At 66.5% G+C, this 14,745-nt stretch carries 11 protein-coding genes, 1 tRNA gene, 2 rRNA genes and 1 pseudogene (1 of these 15 running past the window's edge); 5 read left to right on the forward strand and 10 right to left on the reverse strand.

Annotated elements, in window-relative coordinates; translation table 11 throughout:
- Window positions 1-146 precede the first annotated feature (146 nt).
- The 4 genes from ACW17U_RS12425 to ACW17U_RS12440 are packed head-to-tail and all read left to right on the forward strand — an operon-like array spanning window position 147 to window position 3,135.
- Window positions 147-365, forward strand: a complete 219-nt coding sequence (locus ACW17U_RS12425) for a hypothetical protein (RefSeq protein ID WP_492052787.1) — start codon at window positions 147-149, stop codon at window positions 363-365.
- Window positions 362-1,756 (forward strand): AtzE family amidohydrolase, encoded by a 1,395-nt coding sequence (locus tag ACW17U_RS12430; RefSeq protein WP_492052789.1) that lies wholly within the window; start codon window positions 362-364, stop codon window positions 1,754-1,756. The genes ACW17U_RS12425 and ACW17U_RS12430 overlap by 4 nt, the downstream gene beginning before the upstream one ends.
- Entirely contained in the window at window positions 1,753-2,169 is a 417-nt protein-coding gene (hpxZ, locus tag ACW17U_RS12435; protein WP_492052791.1) for an oxalurate catabolism protein HpxZ, read from the forward strand. The genes ACW17U_RS12430 and hpxZ overlap by 4 nt, the downstream gene beginning before the upstream one ends.
- A gap of 9 nt (window positions 2,170-2,178) precedes the next feature.
- Window positions 2,179-3,135, forward strand: coding sequence for a nucleoside hydrolase (locus ACW17U_RS12440; protein WP_492052793.1), 957 nt, complete (start codon window positions 2,179-2,181; stop codon window positions 3,133-3,135).
- 159 nt (window positions 3,136-3,294) lie between these two features.
- On the opposite strand, the gene guaD is transcribed toward ACW17U_RS12440, so the two are convergent.
- The 5 genes from guaD to uraH form a co-directional block, all read right to left on the reverse strand.
- Entirely contained in the window at window positions 3,295-4,578 is a 1,284-nt protein-coding gene (gene guaD / locus ACW17U_RS12445) for a guanine deaminase (RefSeq protein WP_492052795.1), read from the reverse strand.
- Window positions 4,565-5,578 carry a xanthine dehydrogenase accessory protein XdhC gene (gene xdhC / locus ACW17U_RS12450; protein ID WP_492052796.1) on the reverse strand — a complete coding sequence of 338 codons (1,014 nt, stop codon included), beginning with the start codon at window positions 5,576-5,578 and terminating at the stop codon, window positions 4,565-4,567. The genes guaD and xdhC overlap by 14 nt, the downstream gene beginning before the upstream one ends.
- A 174-nt stretch (window positions 5,579-5,752) precedes the next feature.
- Window positions 5,753-8,092: a xanthine dehydrogenase molybdopterin binding subunit gene (gene xdhB, locus ACW17U_RS12455; protein ID WP_492052798.1), complete on the reverse strand. Its 2,340-nt coding sequence runs from the start codon at window positions 8,090-8,092 to the stop codon at window positions 5,753-5,755.
- Complete coding sequence (xdhA, locus tag ACW17U_RS12460) at window positions 8,085-9,542, reverse strand: xanthine dehydrogenase small subunit (RefSeq protein ID WP_492052799.1); 1,458 nt, start codon at window positions 9,540-9,542, stop codon at window positions 8,085-8,087. The genes xdhB and xdhA overlap by 8 nt, the downstream gene beginning before the upstream one ends.
- Window positions 9,542-9,889, reverse strand: a complete 348-nt coding sequence (gene uraH, locus ACW17U_RS12465; RefSeq protein WP_492052801.1) for a hydroxyisourate hydrolase — start codon at window positions 9,887-9,889, stop codon at window positions 9,542-9,544. Before uraH ends, xdhA begins: the two co-directional genes overlap by 1 nt.
- Window positions 9,890-10,209: 320 nt before the next feature.
- On the opposite strand from uraH, the gene ACW17U_RS12470 reads away from it, so the two are divergent.
- Window positions 10,210-12,507, forward strand: a complete 2,298-nt coding sequence (locus ACW17U_RS12470; RefSeq protein WP_492052803.1) for an NADP-dependent malic enzyme — start codon at window positions 10,210-10,212, stop codon at window positions 12,505-12,507.
- 245 nt (window positions 12,508-12,752) lie between these two features.
- Here ACW17U_RS12470 and ACW17U_RS12475 read toward each other — a convergent pair whose 3' ends face one another.
- The 5 genes and pseudogenes from ACW17U_RS12475 to ACW17U_RS12495 form a co-directional block, all read right to left on the reverse strand.
- Window positions 12,753-12,947 (reverse strand): cold-shock protein, encoded by a 195-nt coding sequence (locus ACW17U_RS12475; RefSeq protein WP_035017693.1) that lies wholly within the window; start codon window positions 12,945-12,947, stop codon window positions 12,753-12,755.
- A gap of 147 nt (window positions 12,948-13,094) precedes the next feature.
- A pseudogene (locus ACW17U_RS12480) lies at window positions 13,095-13,298 on the reverse strand (cold-shock protein); the annotation flags it as partial.
- A 231-nt stretch (window positions 13,299-13,529) separates the two neighbouring features.
- Window positions 13,530-13,606, reverse strand: a tRNA-Met gene (locus ACW17U_RS12485).
- 74 nt (window positions 13,607-13,680) lie between these two features.
- A 5S ribosomal RNA gene (rrf, locus tag ACW17U_RS12490) occupies window positions 13,681-13,795 on the reverse strand.
- 110 nt (window positions 13,796-13,905) lie between these two features.
- Window positions 13,906-14,745: ribosomal RNA gene (locus tag ACW17U_RS12495) — 23S ribosomal RNA — on the reverse strand; it runs 1,946 nt beyond the window's last position.

Consider the following 14,745-nt stretch of genomic DNA (forward strand, 5'->3'; position numbering starts at 1 on the left):
CAGTGCCTGTCTGGCAGGCGATGGCTGGCCGAACTGTCTTGCGCGTGGGCGTCCCGGCGCACCGGGGCGTGGGCTTGCGGCAAGACTAGCGTCGGCGCGCGCCGCCGGTATATGAAGAATTTTCTTACTTGGGAGAGCGCCCCTCCATGGCGATCGATGTGGCGCTCAATGCCTTTCTGAACCTCAGGGACGACGAGGTCGCCGCCTTTGCCCTGACCCGGGCGGCGGAGCTGGACCTGACCCTGCCGGAGCCGACGCTACAGGCCATCGGCGAGAACCTGTCCCTGCTGCGCCTGCAGGCCGCAGTCTTCGTCACCGCCCTGGGTGAGGCGGGCGGCGAGCCTCCCGAGACCTTCTTGCCATGACCTTTGCCAGCCTCGTCGAGATCGCCGGCCAGGTCCGCAGCGGTCGCCGCACGGCGCGCGCCGTGACCGAGGCGACCCTGGCCGGCATTGACCAAAGCCAGGCCGCGATCAATGCCTTTACGGCGGTGCTCGCCGCCCGGGCCCTCGCCCGGGCGGACAGGATTGACGCCGCCCTTGCCGCCGGCGATCCGGTCGGGCCCATGGCCGGGGTGCCCTTCGCGGTAAAGAACCTGTTCGACATCGAGGGTCTGCCGACCCTGGCGGGCTCTAAGATTCGCCGCCAGGCCGCCCCGCCCGCCCATGACGCCACCCTAGTCCAGCGGCTGGAGGCTGCCGGGGCCATACTGGTCGGCGCGCTGAACATGGACGAGTTCGCCTATGGCTTCGTCACCGAGAACGCCCATGACGGCCCGACCCGCAATCCCCATGACCTGACCCGGATTGCCGGCGGATCATCGGGCGGTTCGGCGGCGGCCGTGGCGGCAGGCCTGGTGCCCCTGACCCTGGGCTCGGACACCAATGGCTCGGTCCGCATCCCCGCCAGCCTGTGCGGGGTGTTTGGCCTCAAGCCCACCTATGGCCGGCTGTCGCGCCAGGGCGTCTTCCCGTTCGTCGAGAGCCTGGACCATGCCGGAGCCTTCGCCCGCTCGGTCGAGGATCTGGCCCTGGCCTATGACCTGATGCAGGGGCCCGACGTGGAAGGTGACGCAATCTGCACGCGCGCCGCCGAGCTGGTGTCGGACAGAATCGCGGCCCTGGCCGACGGCCCCTTGCGGGTCGGGGTACTGGGCGGCTGGTTTGCCCAAGGGGCCTTTCCCGAGGTGCTGGAAGCACTCGACATCGTCGCCAGGGCGCTGGACGCCCGGGATCGCGTGATCCTGCCGGGGGCCCAGGCAGCCCGGGCGGCCGCCTTCTGCCTGACCCCGGTCGAGGCTGCGCACCTGCACCTGGCCGACCTCCGCTCTGCGGCGATGGACTATGATCCGGCGGTCCGTGACCGGCTCCTGGCCGGGGCCCTGCTGCCGGCCAGCCTCGCGGACGCCGCCCGCCGCTATCGCATCCTCTTCCGCGACGAAGTCCGCCGCGCCTTCGCGCAGTTTGACATTCTGCTGGCCCCGTCCTCGGTGTGCCCGGCTCCGCCGATCGGCCAGACCGAGATGGAGATGGGCGGCCAGAGGGTTTCGGTGCGCAAGAACCTCGGCGTCTTTACCCAGCCGATCAGCTATGCCGGCCTGCCGGTGCTGGCCGCACCGGTAAACCGTCCGGGCCAGCTGCCGATCGGCGTCCAGATCATCGCACCGGCCTGGCGCGAGGATCTGGCCCTGGCTGCGGGTCTGCGCCTGCAACGCCTGGGCGTCGTGGCCGCCCATCCGCCGGGAGACCTGCCGTGATCCTCAACGACCCTGTGGCCCTGGCGGCCGTGACGGCGGCGGTCGACGCCTATGAGACCGCGCTGATGGGCAATGACCTCGAAGCCCTCGACGGGGCCTTCTGGAATTCGCCGCACACGGTCCGGCTGGGGGTCGCTGAAAACCTCTATGGCTTTGAAGCCATTGCCGCTTTCCGCCAGGGGCGCGCCGGCGGTTCTCCCCTGCGGACCCGGCTCCGCACCGAGATCACCACCTTCGGGTCCGACCTCGCCATCGCCCATGTCGAGTTCCGGCGCGAGGGGGCCGAGACCATCGGCCGCCAAAGCCAGACCTGGATCCGCACCGCCGAGGGCTGGAAGATCGCCTCCGCCCACGTCTCCATCCTGCGGGCCGGGGCCGACCAGCGCCTCGCCTCCCTGCCCGAAAACCGCTAGAGCCTGCCCATGACGCACAAGATCATTTTCGACACTGATCCCGGCATCGACGATGCCATGGCCCTGCTGTTCATCGAGGCAAGCCCCGACCTCGACCTGCTGGCCATCACCACGATCTACGGCAATGCCGACATCGAGACCACGACCCGCAACGCGCTCTATCTGAAGCAGCGTTTCGGCCTGACGGCACCGATCTACAAGGGCACCGACAAGCCGTTGGTTCGCCCCCGCAACCCCTCGCCCACCTTCGTGCACGGCGAGAACGGTCTGGGCGACGTGGAGCTGACAGGTCTTGTTCCGGCCCAGCCTGAGGCCAAGCCGGCCTATCAGGCCATCATCGATATCGCGCGGCAGTATCCCGGCGAAGTGACCCTGGTCGCTGTCGGTCCCCTGACCAACCTGGCCCTGGCCCTGCAGGCCGAGCCCGAAATCACCGGTCTGCTGAAGGCCGTGGTGATCATGGGCGGGGCGTTCGGCCTGGCCGGCAAGCCCGGCAATGTCACACCCGTCGCCGAAGCCAATATCTGGAACGATCCCGAGGCCGCCGACCAGGTGTTCACCGCCCCCTGGCCCCTGACCGCGGTCAGCCTGGACGTCACGACCCAGGTGGTAATGTCGCCGACCTATATGGATGCCCTTGAGGCTTCGGCCGGCCCGGCGGGCCAGTTCCTGAACGCCATCTCCAAGCCCTATGCCGCCTTCTATGGCGAGCGGGACGGAGTGGTCGGCTGTTGCGTGCACGACGCGGCGGCGGCGGCCTATGTGATCGATCCGTCGCTGTTTTCGGTACGGCGCGGCTCGGTGCGCGTGGTCACCGAGGGCATCGCCCTCGGCCAGACCTGCCAGAAGGCCGAAGGCGAACTGTTCGGGCCGTCAGCCTGGGACGACCTGCCGATCCAGGCCGTCACCGTGGCGGTGGACGAGGCTGGGCTGCTGAAGCTCTATGCCGAGACGATGCGGGCCTAACCTCGGCCAGTGCCGCAGCCCCCCTTCTGACCTGCCTCGCAGGTCGTCCTCCCCCAGAGGGGGAAGATGGAATCCGCGACCTTCATCTTCCCCCTCCGGGGGAAGACGGCTGCGAAGCAGCCCGTAGGGGGCAAGTCAGGGGGATAGGCCTTCCCGCCCCTACCGTCGATGCTGCTCGACGCCGGCCAGATAGGTTCGCTCCACCACCCGGTCATCGCCGAGCACGGTCAGGGCGAACAACCGGTTCTCAAGGCTGCGGTCGCCCGCGAGACGCCGCGCCAGCAGCGGGGTCGCCGCAAGGTCCAGCACCAGGAAGTCGGCCTCCTTGCCCGGCGCCAGATTGCCGATCCGGTCGCCCAGATCCAGGGCCCGCGCCCCGCCCAGGGTCGCCAGATAAAGGGCCTGGAACGGATCCAGGGCAGTGCCCCGCAACTGGCCGACCTTGTAGGCCTCGCCCAGGGTGTGGAGGATCGAGAAGGAGGTGCCGGCCCCGACATCGGTGCCGATTCCGACCTTGACCCCATGGGCGCAGGCAGTCTCCAGCGGAAACAGGCCCGAGCCGAGGAACAGGTTCGAGGTCGGACAGAAGGCCACCGCCCCGCCCCTGGCCGCCAGTCTCTGGAACGCCTCGCCCTGCAGATGGACGCAGTGGGCGAAGACCGAACGCGGGCCCAGCAGGCCGAAACGGTCATAGACATCAAGATAGTCTGCGGCCTCGGGAAACAGGGCCGCCGTCTCCTCGATCTCACGCGGGTTTTCGGAGAGATGGGTCTGCATCCAGACCCCCGGATGGGCGGCGAGAACCTCGCCGGCCATGGTCAGCTGGGCCTCGCTGCAGCTGATGGCGAAGCGCGGCGTGACCGCATAGCCAAGCCGCCCCTTGCCGTGCCAGTCGGCGATCAGGCTTTCCATGTCGGCGCGGCTGGACTCGACCGTGTCGGTCAGACCCTCGGGCGCATGGCGATCCATCAGGGACTTGCCGGCGATCAGCCGCATGTCGCGCGCCAGGGCTACGCGGAACAGGGCCTCGACCGAACCCTTGTGGACCGAGCCGAACACCAGGGCTGTGGTCGTGCCGTTGCGCAGCAGCTCGCGCACGAAGAACTCGGCCGTTTCGGCGGCGTGGGCCGGATCTGCGAAGGCGGCCTCGGCCGGAAAGGTGTGCTGTTCCAGCCAGTCCAGCAGCTGGGCCCCATGGGCGGCGATGATGTCGACCTGCGGGAAATGGATATGGGTGTCGATGAAGCCAGGCGTAATCAGCTTGCCGCTCAAGTCCTCGACCGGCGTATCGCCGAGCAGGTCGCGCAGGGCGTCATGGTCACCGCAGGCCACCACATGGCCGTCCTCGACCAGCAGCAGGCCGTCGGCATGGAAGGCGACCGCCTCGTCACTGGTCGTCGGATCGTCCAGCAGATGCAGGATCGACGCCCTAAACGCTTGCACGGGGCAGGTCCTCGTCATTGGAAACGCGGGCTGCCTCCAGGCGCATCAGCAGGTCGGCGGCCACCGAAACCGCGATCACCTCCGGGGCCTTGCTCTTCAGGTGCGGCAGGCCGATCGGACAGGTCAGACGGGTCAGCGCGGCGTCCGAAAAGCCGTCCGCACGCAAGCGGTTGAGGAACCGTGCGCGCTTGGTCCGTGAGCCGATCAGGCCCAGATAGGCAAAGCCGCCGCCCGCCAGTCCGGCCGAGGCCAGGGCATAGTCCAGGCTATGGTCATGGGTCATGATCAGGCCAAAGGCCTGTCCGCCGGCCGTCCGGGCAGCCTCCGCCATGCCGTCCGGATCCAGCCGCGTGACCCCCGCATGGTCGGCAGCCTCGGGCCGGCTGTCGAACCAGGAGAGACGGAACGGCAGGGGCGCGAAGGCCAGGGCGACGGCCTGTCCGACATGGCCAGCCCCGAACAGCAACAACGGCGGTCGCGGGGCTTCGTTGCGCTCGACAAGCTGGTCGCCAACGCCGGGCCGCACGCCCCGCGCCGAGGCCTGCCCGCCCGCCAGGCTGACGATCGGCCCCTCGGAAACCGAGCCGATCGCAACGATGGTCTTGACCAGCAGACCGGGATCAAAGCGCGTGCGAAGCTCGAAGGGCTGGGCTGCATCCATGCGGCGGGCGGCGTCGGTCAGCCAGTCGCGACTGGCTGCCTCGACCCGCTCGATCAGCAGCCGCACGCGCCCGCCGCAGCACTGGGCCAGCAGCGGCCCCAGGGGATAGTCCTGGATCGCGAAGCTGGCCCGGGACTCGCTCAGCATCCTGCGGGCCTGGGTGGCCGCCTGGTGTTCCAGATTGCCGCCACCGATCGTGCCGGACTGGCCGCCCTGCCAGACCACCATCTTGGTGCCCGCCTCTCGCGGGGCCGAGCCCTCGGTGGCCAGGACGGTGACCAGGGCGGCGGGCTGGTTCTCGCCGATTCGGGCCAGGGCGGAACGGGCCCAGTTCGTCATACCCAAACAGGCATCAAGCCCCTCCTGAAAATCCGCTCTTCCCGGCGAAGGCCGGGACCCAGATTCAACCAGAGCCTTTTGGAATGGCGCGCCAAACGGCCGTTCCAAAAGTTCGAACATTGGCGGGTTCGATCTGGGCCCCGGCTTTCGCCGGGGAGAGCGGAGGAGATAGCCTTAGCCATGGGCTGCCGCCCGCCGCATCACATCCTCGACCGCCATCAGGATGGCTTCAGGCGTCGCCGGGGCATCCAGGCGCGGCATCACCCTGTGGTCCGCCACGCTGGCCACCGCTCGGGTAATGGCCGAAAACACCGAGATCGCCAGCATCAGGGGCGGCTCGCCCACGGCCTTGGAGCGGTGGACAGTGGCCTCGACATTGCGGCCGGCCGCCCACAGCCGGATGTCCATCTGGGCCGGTCGGTCGCCGATCGTCGGAATCTTGTAGGTCGAGGGCGCGTGGGTTCGCAGCCGCCCTTCACGATCAAACACCAGTTCCTCGGTGGTCAGCCAGCCCATGCCCTGAATGAAGCCGCCCTCGATCTGGCCCAGGTCGAGAGCCGGGTTCAGCGACTGGCCGACATCATGAAGGATGTCGACCCGCGTCACCTTCATCTCGCCGCTCAGGGTATCGATGATCACTTCGCTGCAGGCCGCGCCATAGGCGAAGTAGTAGAAGGGGCGGCCGCTATGGGTGGCGCGGTCATAGTGAATCTTGGGCGTGGCGTAGAAGCCGGTGGAGGACAGCGAGACCCGCGCCAGATAGGCCTGGCGGCAAAGGTCTTCGAACGGGATCAGCGCATCGCGGGCCTTAAGGCCCTGCCGGGTAAAGGCGACCTCGGCCTCGGCGCAGCCCCACTTTTTTGCCGCGAACTCAACCAGGCGGGCCTTGATCGTATTGGCAGCATTGAGCGCCGCCATGCCGTTCAGGTCCGTCCCCGAAGAGGCGGCCGTGGCCGAGGTATTGGGCACCTTGTCGGTCACGGTCGAGGTCGAGCGGACCCGCGCAATGTCGACCTGGAAAGCCTCGGCGACGATCTGGGCCACCTTGGTGAACAACCCCTGGCCCATTTCAGTGCCGCCATGGTTCAGCAGGATCGAACCGTCGGCATAGAGATGGATCAGGGCCCCGGCCTGGTTCAGATGAGTGGTCGTGAACGAGATGCCGAACTTGACCGGCGTCAGGGCCAGGCCCTTTTTGAGGATCGGGCTGGCGGCATTGAATGCGTCGATCTGGCGCTGGCGGGCCTCGTAGTCGCAGGACGCCGCCAGTTCGGCCAGCAGCTGAGGCGCGACATTGTCCTCAACGGTCTGGTGATAGGGCGTCAGGTCACGGCCGGGCTCGCCATAGAGATTGCGGCGGCGCACCTCCAGCGGATCAAGACCCGTGGCCTGGGCCACCGCGTCCATGACCCGCTCGATGGCGATCATGCCCTGCGGACCGCCAAACCCCCGAAACGCCGTATTGGAGACGGTGTGGGTGCGGAACCGGTGCGACACGATCTCGACCGCCGGCAGGAAATAGCAGTTGTCGGCATGGAACATGGCCCGGTCGTTGATGGCCATCGACAGGTCGGTGGTCGCGCCGCACCGCGAGGCCAGGTCCAGGGCAATCCCGGTCAGGACGCCGTCATCGCCAAAGCCGACATCATAGGCGATCTCGAAATCATGCCGCTTGCCGGTCATGATCATGTCTTCATCACGGTCGGGACGGCACTTGGCCGCACGGCCGGTCTTCACGGCCACCAGGGCGGCCGCTGCAGCAAAGAGCGAGGCCTGGGTCTCCTTGCCGCCGAATCCGCCGCCCATCCGGCGCACCTCGACCGTTACGGCGCTTTGCGGCAGATCCAGCACGCGAGCCACCAGATGCTGCACTTCGCTGGGATGCTGGGTGGATGACCAGACGTGGACCTCGCCGGTCTCTCCCGGGGTTGCCAAGGCGATCTGCCCCTCGAGATAGAAGTGGTCCTGGCCACCGATAACGAACCGGCCCTGCAACCGGCGGGGCGAGGCCGTCAGGGCGGCGGCCGAATCGCCGCGCGCCATGCGCTGGCTGTTTTCCAGGGTCAGGCCGGCCGTTCGCGCGGCGGCGATATCGATCGCGGCCGGCAGGTCCTCATAGGTCACCACAGCCCGGGCGGCGGCCGAGCGAGCGGCGGCCAGCGAGGTCGCGGCCACGGCGAACAGGCTTTGGCCGACATAGGTCACGGTGTCGGTGGCGAACAGCTTGTCGTCGTGGATCACCGGGCTGACATCATTCTCGCCGGGAATGTCGTCGGCGGTCAGGACCAGCACCACGCCCGGCGCGGACCTCACGGCCGAAAGGTCCATCGCGGTGATCCGGGCATGGGCCCTGGCGCTCAGTCCGAAATGGACATGCAGCATCCCGGCCGGCTCGGCCAGGTCATCGATATAGATGGCCGTGCCGGCGACATGCCGCACGGCACTGTCATGCGGCAGCGAGGCGTGGACACCCTGAAAGGCGTCGATCGCTACGGATGCAGAAGCGTCAGCCATGGGCGCTCTCCGGCTCGACCCGGGTGACGAGGTCCGGCGAGCTGGTCTCGATGAAGACCTTGCGCAGCATGTTCCTGGCCGCCAGCGACCGATAGGCCGCCGAGGCCCGCATGTCGCTGAGCGGCGCATAGTCGCCATCGAGGGCAGACATGGCGGCTGCAATCGTGGCTTCTGACCAGGGCTGGCCGATCAGGGCCGCCTCACAGCCGCTCGCCCGCCTGGGCGTGCCGGCCATGCCACCGAAGGCGATCCGGGCCGAGGTCACGACACCGCCGTCAATCCTCAGGGCAAAGGCACCGCAGACCGCCGAAATGTCCTGGTCGAAACGCTTGGAGAGCTTGAAAACCTTGAAGACCAGCTCGGGCGCGGGCGTCGGCACGATCACCGCCTCGACAAACTCGCCGGGCCGTCTGTCCTGCTGGCCATAGTCGAGGAAGAAGGCCTCCAGCGGGATCTGCCGCCGCTCACCGCCCTGGTTCAGCACCAGGGTCGCGCCAGCCGCGATCAGGGCTGGCGGCATGTCGCCGATCGGCGAACCGTTGGCGATGTTGCCGCCGAGGGTGCCGCTGTTGCGCACCTGGGTCGATCCGAGCCGTCGCATCATCGCGCCCAGCTCCGGATAGAGCCCCCCCAGCGTCGCCATGGCATCAACATAGCGGACGCCCGCCCCGATCCAGACACCGCTCTCGCGAGGCTCGATCCGCTTCAGCTCGGCGACCTGGCCGATGTCGATCAGGGTCTTCAACGGCCGGCGAAGCTTGGTGACCCACAGGCCTACATCGGTGGCCCCGGCGATGATCGTTGCGTCGGGATGAGCGACGAAGGCTGCCGCCAGCTGGTCCAGCGAGCGCGGTGCCAGCCAGCGCCGGGTCACGCCCTGGACAGGATCGTCGTACGACAGGTCCAGCAGGGTCCCGTCGCCCAGGGAAGACAGCTCGACCACCGGCGCGGCCTCCGCCTCGACCGCCCTGGCGACCGCGAGGATCGGACCATAGCCGGTGCAGCGGCACAGGTTACCTGCCAGCACCTCGGCCGATGGCGCGTTGGTGCCCTTGGCCGACACCGCCTTGGCGTATAGCGACATGACGATGCCCGGCGTGCAGAAGCCGCACTGTGAGCCGTGCTGGTCCACCATAGCCTGTTGCACGGGATGCAGCCCGCCGTCCTTCGCCAGGCCCTCGACCGTCACCAGGGCCTTGCCGTGCAGCATGGGCAGGAACTGGATGCAGCTGTTGACCGCGCTCCAGCGGACCCCGTCGCCTTCCGGTTCACCGACCAGGACGGTGCAGGAGCCGCAGTCGCCTTCCGCGCACCCTTCCTTGCTGCCGGTCCGCCGCAGATCGCCGCGCAAGTGCTCCAGCACGGTGCGGGTCGGATCCACATCCCGGACCACCTGGACCTGGCCGTTCAGGAGAAAGCGGATCGTCGCCTGACTCTCGGGCTCGCCCATCAGCTGCCCCGATAGGTCGAATAGCCATAGGGCGAGACCAGCAGGGGCACATGCCAGTGCTGGTCGGTGTTCGAAACGGCGAAATCGATCACGACCACGTCGAGGAAGGGCGGGGTCGTCACCGCTGAACCTGTCGCGGCGAAATGGGCACCAATGGAAAACTCGAGGCGATAGCCGCCGACCGTCAGGTCTTCGAACGCGATGAGGCGCGCCCGACCGTCCTGGTCCGTGCGGACCTCGGCCAGAGGCATGGGCACCTCGCCCTGGCGGCGCGACACCCGGACCAGAACCCCGGCCGCCGGGCGGCCGGACGCCTGGTCGAGGATATGGGTCGTCAGTCCGGTCATGCCCTGCCCTCTCTTGCGCGCTGCCGATGCTCGGCCCGCCCGCGCGCCCTGTCCAGAGCTTCAGGGCGGAACCGGACAAGCCCGGCCCGGCCGCTGAGGAACCATGCGGTCAGTGCTCGCCAGAGAGGCATTATATAATAGATTTATTACTTACCAGAGCCCTCGTTCAAACCGTTGAAAGTTACCGCTATTGCAGAAAACCGCCCCATCTCGCGCATAGGGTTGGCAATGCCGGCGCAACCCCGGTAGCAAGACCCGGACGGCCCGCAAACAAGACGGGTCGCGCCCAGATGCTCCGCGCAGACGCCAAGAGGAACACGATGGACGAGGATTTCCGCAAAGCCGCTCTGGACTATCACCGTCTGCCGCGGCCCGGAAAACTGGCGATCGAAGCCACCAAGCGCATGGCCACCCAGCGCGACCTCGGCCTGGCCTATTCCCCCGGCGTCGCCGCACCCTGCGAAGCGATCGCGGCTGATCCCGACAAGGCCCGTGACTATACGGCCCGCGGCAATCTGGTGGCGGTCATCTCCAACGGCACGGCCGTCCTCGGCCTGGGCAATATCGGTCCCCTCGCCTCCAAGCCGGTCATGGAAGGCAAGGCCGTCCTGTTCAAGAAGTTCGCCGGCATCGACGTCTTCGACATCGAGGTCGACGCGGAAGATCCCGACAAGTTCATCGAAGTGGTCGCGGCTCTGGAGCCCACCTTCGGCGGCATCAATCTGGAGGACATCAAGGCCCCGGAATGCTTCATCATCGAGCGCAAGCTGCGCCAGCGGATGAAGATCCCGGTCTTTCATGACGACCAGCACGGTACCGCCATCGTCTGCGCCGCGGCCGTTCGCAATGCCCTGCTCGTCCAGGGCAAGGCCCTGAAGGACGTCAAGCTGGTGACGTCAGGCGCCGGGGCTGCGGCACTGGCCTGTGTCGATCTTCTGGTCTCGATGGGACTGCCCGTCGAGAACGTGACCCTGACGGACATCAAGGGCGTGGTGCATGCGGGCCGCGACCCCGACATGCTCGACAACATGGCCCGCTATGCTCGCCATACCGACGCCCGCACCCTGTCGGAAGTGCTGGCCGGCGCCGACATCTTCCTGGGCCTCTCCGCCCCGCGCGTCTTCAAGGCCGAATGGCTGCCGCTGCTGGCCCCCAATCCCCTCATCCTGGCCATGGCCAATCCCGAGCCGGAGATCCTGCCGGAACTGGTCGTCGCCGCCCGACCTGACGCGATCATGGCCACCGGTCGCAGCGACTACCCCAACCAGGTCAATAATGTCCTGTGCTTCCCCTTCATCTTCCGGGGTGCCCTGGATGTCGGGGCCTCGGAAATCAATGAGGCCATGAAGGTGGCGGCCGTCGAGGCCATTGCCGAGCTGGCCCGGGCCGAGGCCTCAGAGGTCGTGGCCAGTGCCTATGGTGGTGTCGCGCCGATGTTCGGGCCGCAGTACATCATCCCCAAGCCTTTTGATCCGCGCCTGATCCTGCAGATCGCTCCGGCCGTCGCCCGGGCTGCCATGGACTCCGGTGTCGCGACCCGTCCGATCGCCGACTTCGACGCCTACCGCCAGGAACTGGAACTGTTCGTCTATCGCTCCGGCCAGTTGATGCGGCCGGTGTTCGAGCGGGCCCGCAAGGCGACCAAGGCCTCGACCATTCGGGTGGCCTATGCCGAGGCCGAAGATGAGCGCGTGCTGCGCGCTGTCCAGACCGTTCTGGACGAGGGTCTGGCCCGGCCGGTGCTGATCGGTCGTCGCGAGGCGATCATCGCCAAGGCTAGCGACATGGGTCTGCGCCTCGATTTCGACAATCGCGTCGAGATCCTCGACCCTGCCGCCGACACGGCGCTGTTTGCGCCCCTGGTCGACCGCTATCAGGGTCTGGTCAGCCGTCGCGGTATTCCGCCCCTGGCCGCCGAGCGGCGCGTGACCAGTCGGCGGACCGTGTCGGCCTCGATGCTGCTGCAGGCCGGCCATGTCGACGCTGCCCTGGTCGGCGGGTCCGGCGACTGGTGGCAGCACATGACCTATGTGCTGCCGATCATTCCCAAGCAGGAAAATGTCGACCGGATCTATGCCCTCTCGGCCCTGATCCTCGACAGGGGCACGCTGTTCTTCTGCGACACCCACGTCAATGTTGATCCGACCGCCGAGCAGGTGGCCGAAATGACCCTGCTGGCGGCGGAATCGGTGCGGCGTTTCGGCCTGACCCCCAAGGCCGCCCTGCTGTCCCATTCCAGCTTCGGGGCCAGCAACTCACCGACCGCCCGCAAGATGCGCGATGCCCTGGCCATTGTCCGGGAGCGGGCACCCGAGCTCGAGGTCGATGGCGAAATGCATGCCGATGCCGCCCTCTCCCAGGCCCTGCGGGATCGCCTGGTGCATGACAGTGCGCTCAAGGGCTCTGCCAACCTCCTGGTCATGCCGACCCTGGACGCCGCCAATATTGCCCTGACCCTGCTCAGCGCGGCGACCGAAGGCCTGCTGGTCGGTCCGGTCCTGCTCGGCATGAGCCGTCCGCTGCACGTGCTGACGCCGAGCGTGACGGCCCGGGGCATCGTCAATATCACGGCCCTGGCGGTCAATCAGGCCGCGGCCGAGCGCGCCGCGAACGGTTAGGGCGCAGTCTGAACCGCCTGACACGGGTGATGGGGCGATGCGGTCCTGGCATCTCGACCCAGCCCGGGTGCAGAATGCGCCTGATGACCCCGTCAGGGCGGAAACCCGGCAGGCGTTCAGACGAAAAAAGGCCCCGACGTCAGCCACCAGCACCCTTGCGGATGTCAGTGGCCAACGCCGGGGCCCTTGTTCGGAGAGAGCTGTAGGCAGGACGCGCCGTGCGCAGCCTGCCGGGCTCGATGTCCTTAGAGGATCCGGAGATTACCGGCCGAGGTCTTGCCCGAGCGGCGGTCCTGCTCCAGTTCGTAACCGACCTGCTGGCCTTCGTTCAGGCCGCGCAGACCAGCACGCTCGACAGCCGAAATGTGCACGAACACATCGCCACCGCCGTTGTCGGGCTGGATGAAGCCGAAGCCCTTGGTGGTGTTGAACCACTTCACGACGCCCGTGCCGGCTTCGCCGCCACCGCCGCCGCCGCCGCCACCACCGTAGCCGCCACCGCGGGGGGCGTCATAGCCACCGCGCGGCGAGTCGAAGCCGCGAGCGGCCGGGCGACGCGGAGCCGCCGGGGCCGCGCCCTGACCGGTGACGCGCAGGTTGCCGGCCGAGGTCTTGCCCGAGCGGCGATCTTCTTCGAGTTCATAGGCGACCTGGTCGCCTTCGTTCAGGCCAGCCAGACCCGAGCGTTCAACCGCAGCGATGTGGACGAACACGTCCTGGCCGCCGTCCTCGGGCTGAATGAAGCCAAAGCCCTTGGCCGGGTTGAACCACTTAACGACACCGTTCGCCATCTTATCCTCAAAAACCTCTTTCGTGGGCCAGTTGCCGACCCGCGCCTTCCATAGCATCTCATGACGCAAATCAAAGGATCGCGCCATGGGATTTGAACGGAGATTCTCGAAGAACGATGCGGTAAATGCAGAAATTTTCGCTTCCGGCGCGATCTGCGACCGGAAACACAGCTTCAGCTTGGGTCGATGATGACCCAACTCGAGCCAGAGACAAGCCCAAATGAGCGATCTTGGGTGCGGGGACAGGATTTGAACCTGTGACCTTCAGGTTATGAGCCTGACGAGCTACCGGGCTGCTCCACCCCGCGGCGAAGAGGGTAGTGATTTTATCGCAAGGTAGGGATTTGGACTTTGATTGACTTGAAGTGCATCCTTTTAGCGGACCTGGCGGCGACCTACTCTCCCGCGCCTTGAGACGAAGTACCATTGGCCCAGGGGGACTTAACGACCGAGTTCGGAATGGGATCGGGTGGGGAACCCCCGGCATAGCCACCAGGTCAGCAAAAAGGATGCGTGCAGTGTCCGGTGAGGGACACTGGTTATATCAAGTTGAAGAAGACATCGAATGTTTAGCTACAAAGAGCGTTTGCATAGGTTTGGCTGAAGAACGATCAAGCCTATCGAGCTATTAGTACCAGTAAGCTACACGCCTCACAGCGCTTCCACACCTGGCCTATCAACGTGGTGGTCTTCCACGGCTCTCAGCGAGACCTTGTTTTGAGGTTAGTTTCCCGCTTAGATGCTTTCAGCGGTTATCTAGTCCACACTTAGCTACCCTGCTGCACAGCTGGCGCCATGACAGGTCCACCAGAGGTGTGTCCATCCCGGTCCTCTCGTACTAGGGACAGATCCTCTCAAGTCTCGTACACCCACGGCAGATAGGGACCAAACTGTCTCACGACGTTCTGAACCCAGCTCACGTACCACTTTAATCGGCGAACAGCCGAACCCTTGGGACCTGCTCCAGCCCCAGGATGTGATGAGCCGACATCGAGGTGCCAAACTTTGCCGTCGATATGGACTCTTGGGCAAAATCAGCCTGTTATCCCTAGAGTACCTTTTATTCGTTGAGCGATGGCCCTTCCACGCAGGACCACCGGATCACTATGGCCGACTTTCGTCTCTGCTCGACTTGTCAGTCTCGCAGTCAGGCGGGCTTATGCCATTGCACTCGACGACCGATTTCCGACCGGTCTGAGCCCACCATCGCGCGCCTCCGTTACACTTTGGGAGGCGACCGCCCCAGTCAAACTGCCCGCCACGCCATGTCCCGGACCCGGATAACGGGCCGCGGTTAGACGTCAACAACAATAAGGGTGGTATTTCAAGGATGGCTCCACTCGAACTGGCGCCCAAGTTTCATAGCCTCCCACCTATCCTACACATGTTGTTGCTAACGCCAAGGCGAAGCTGCAGTAAAGGTTCATAGGGTCTTTCCGTCTGACCG

Source organism: Caulobacter sp. AVps16 (genome assembly GCF_058681455.1).

Coding starts and splice junctions, on each gene's coding strand:
- xdhA (WP_492052799.1), bottom strand. CDS start 9,542: ATGGGCGAGCCCGAGAGTCAGGCGACGATCCGCTTTCTCCTGAACGGC.
- xdhB (WP_492052798.1), bottom strand. CDS start 8,092: ATGGCTGACGCTTCTGCATCCGTAGCGATCGACGCCTTTCAGGGTGTC.
- ACW17U_RS12430 (WP_492052789.1), top strand. CDS start 362: ATGACCTTTGCCAGCCTCGTCGAGATCGCCGGCCAGGTCCGCAGCGGT.
- uraH (WP_492052801.1), bottom strand. CDS start 9,889: ATGACCGGACTGACGACCCATATCCTCGACCAGGCGTCCGGCCGCCCG.
- ACW17U_RS12440 (WP_492052793.1), top strand. CDS start 2,179: ATGACGCACAAGATCATTTTCGACACTGATCCCGGCATCGACGATGCC.
- ACW17U_RS12470 (WP_492052803.1), top strand. CDS start 10,210: ATGGACGAGGATTTCCGCAAAGCCGCTCTGGACTATCACCGTCTGCCG.
- xdhC (WP_492052796.1), bottom strand. CDS start 5,578: ATGACGAACTGGGCCCGTTCCGCCCTGGCCCGAATCGGCGAGAACCAG.
- ACW17U_RS12425 (WP_492052787.1), top strand. CDS start 147: ATGGCGATCGATGTGGCGCTCAATGCCTTTCTGAACCTCAGGGACGAC.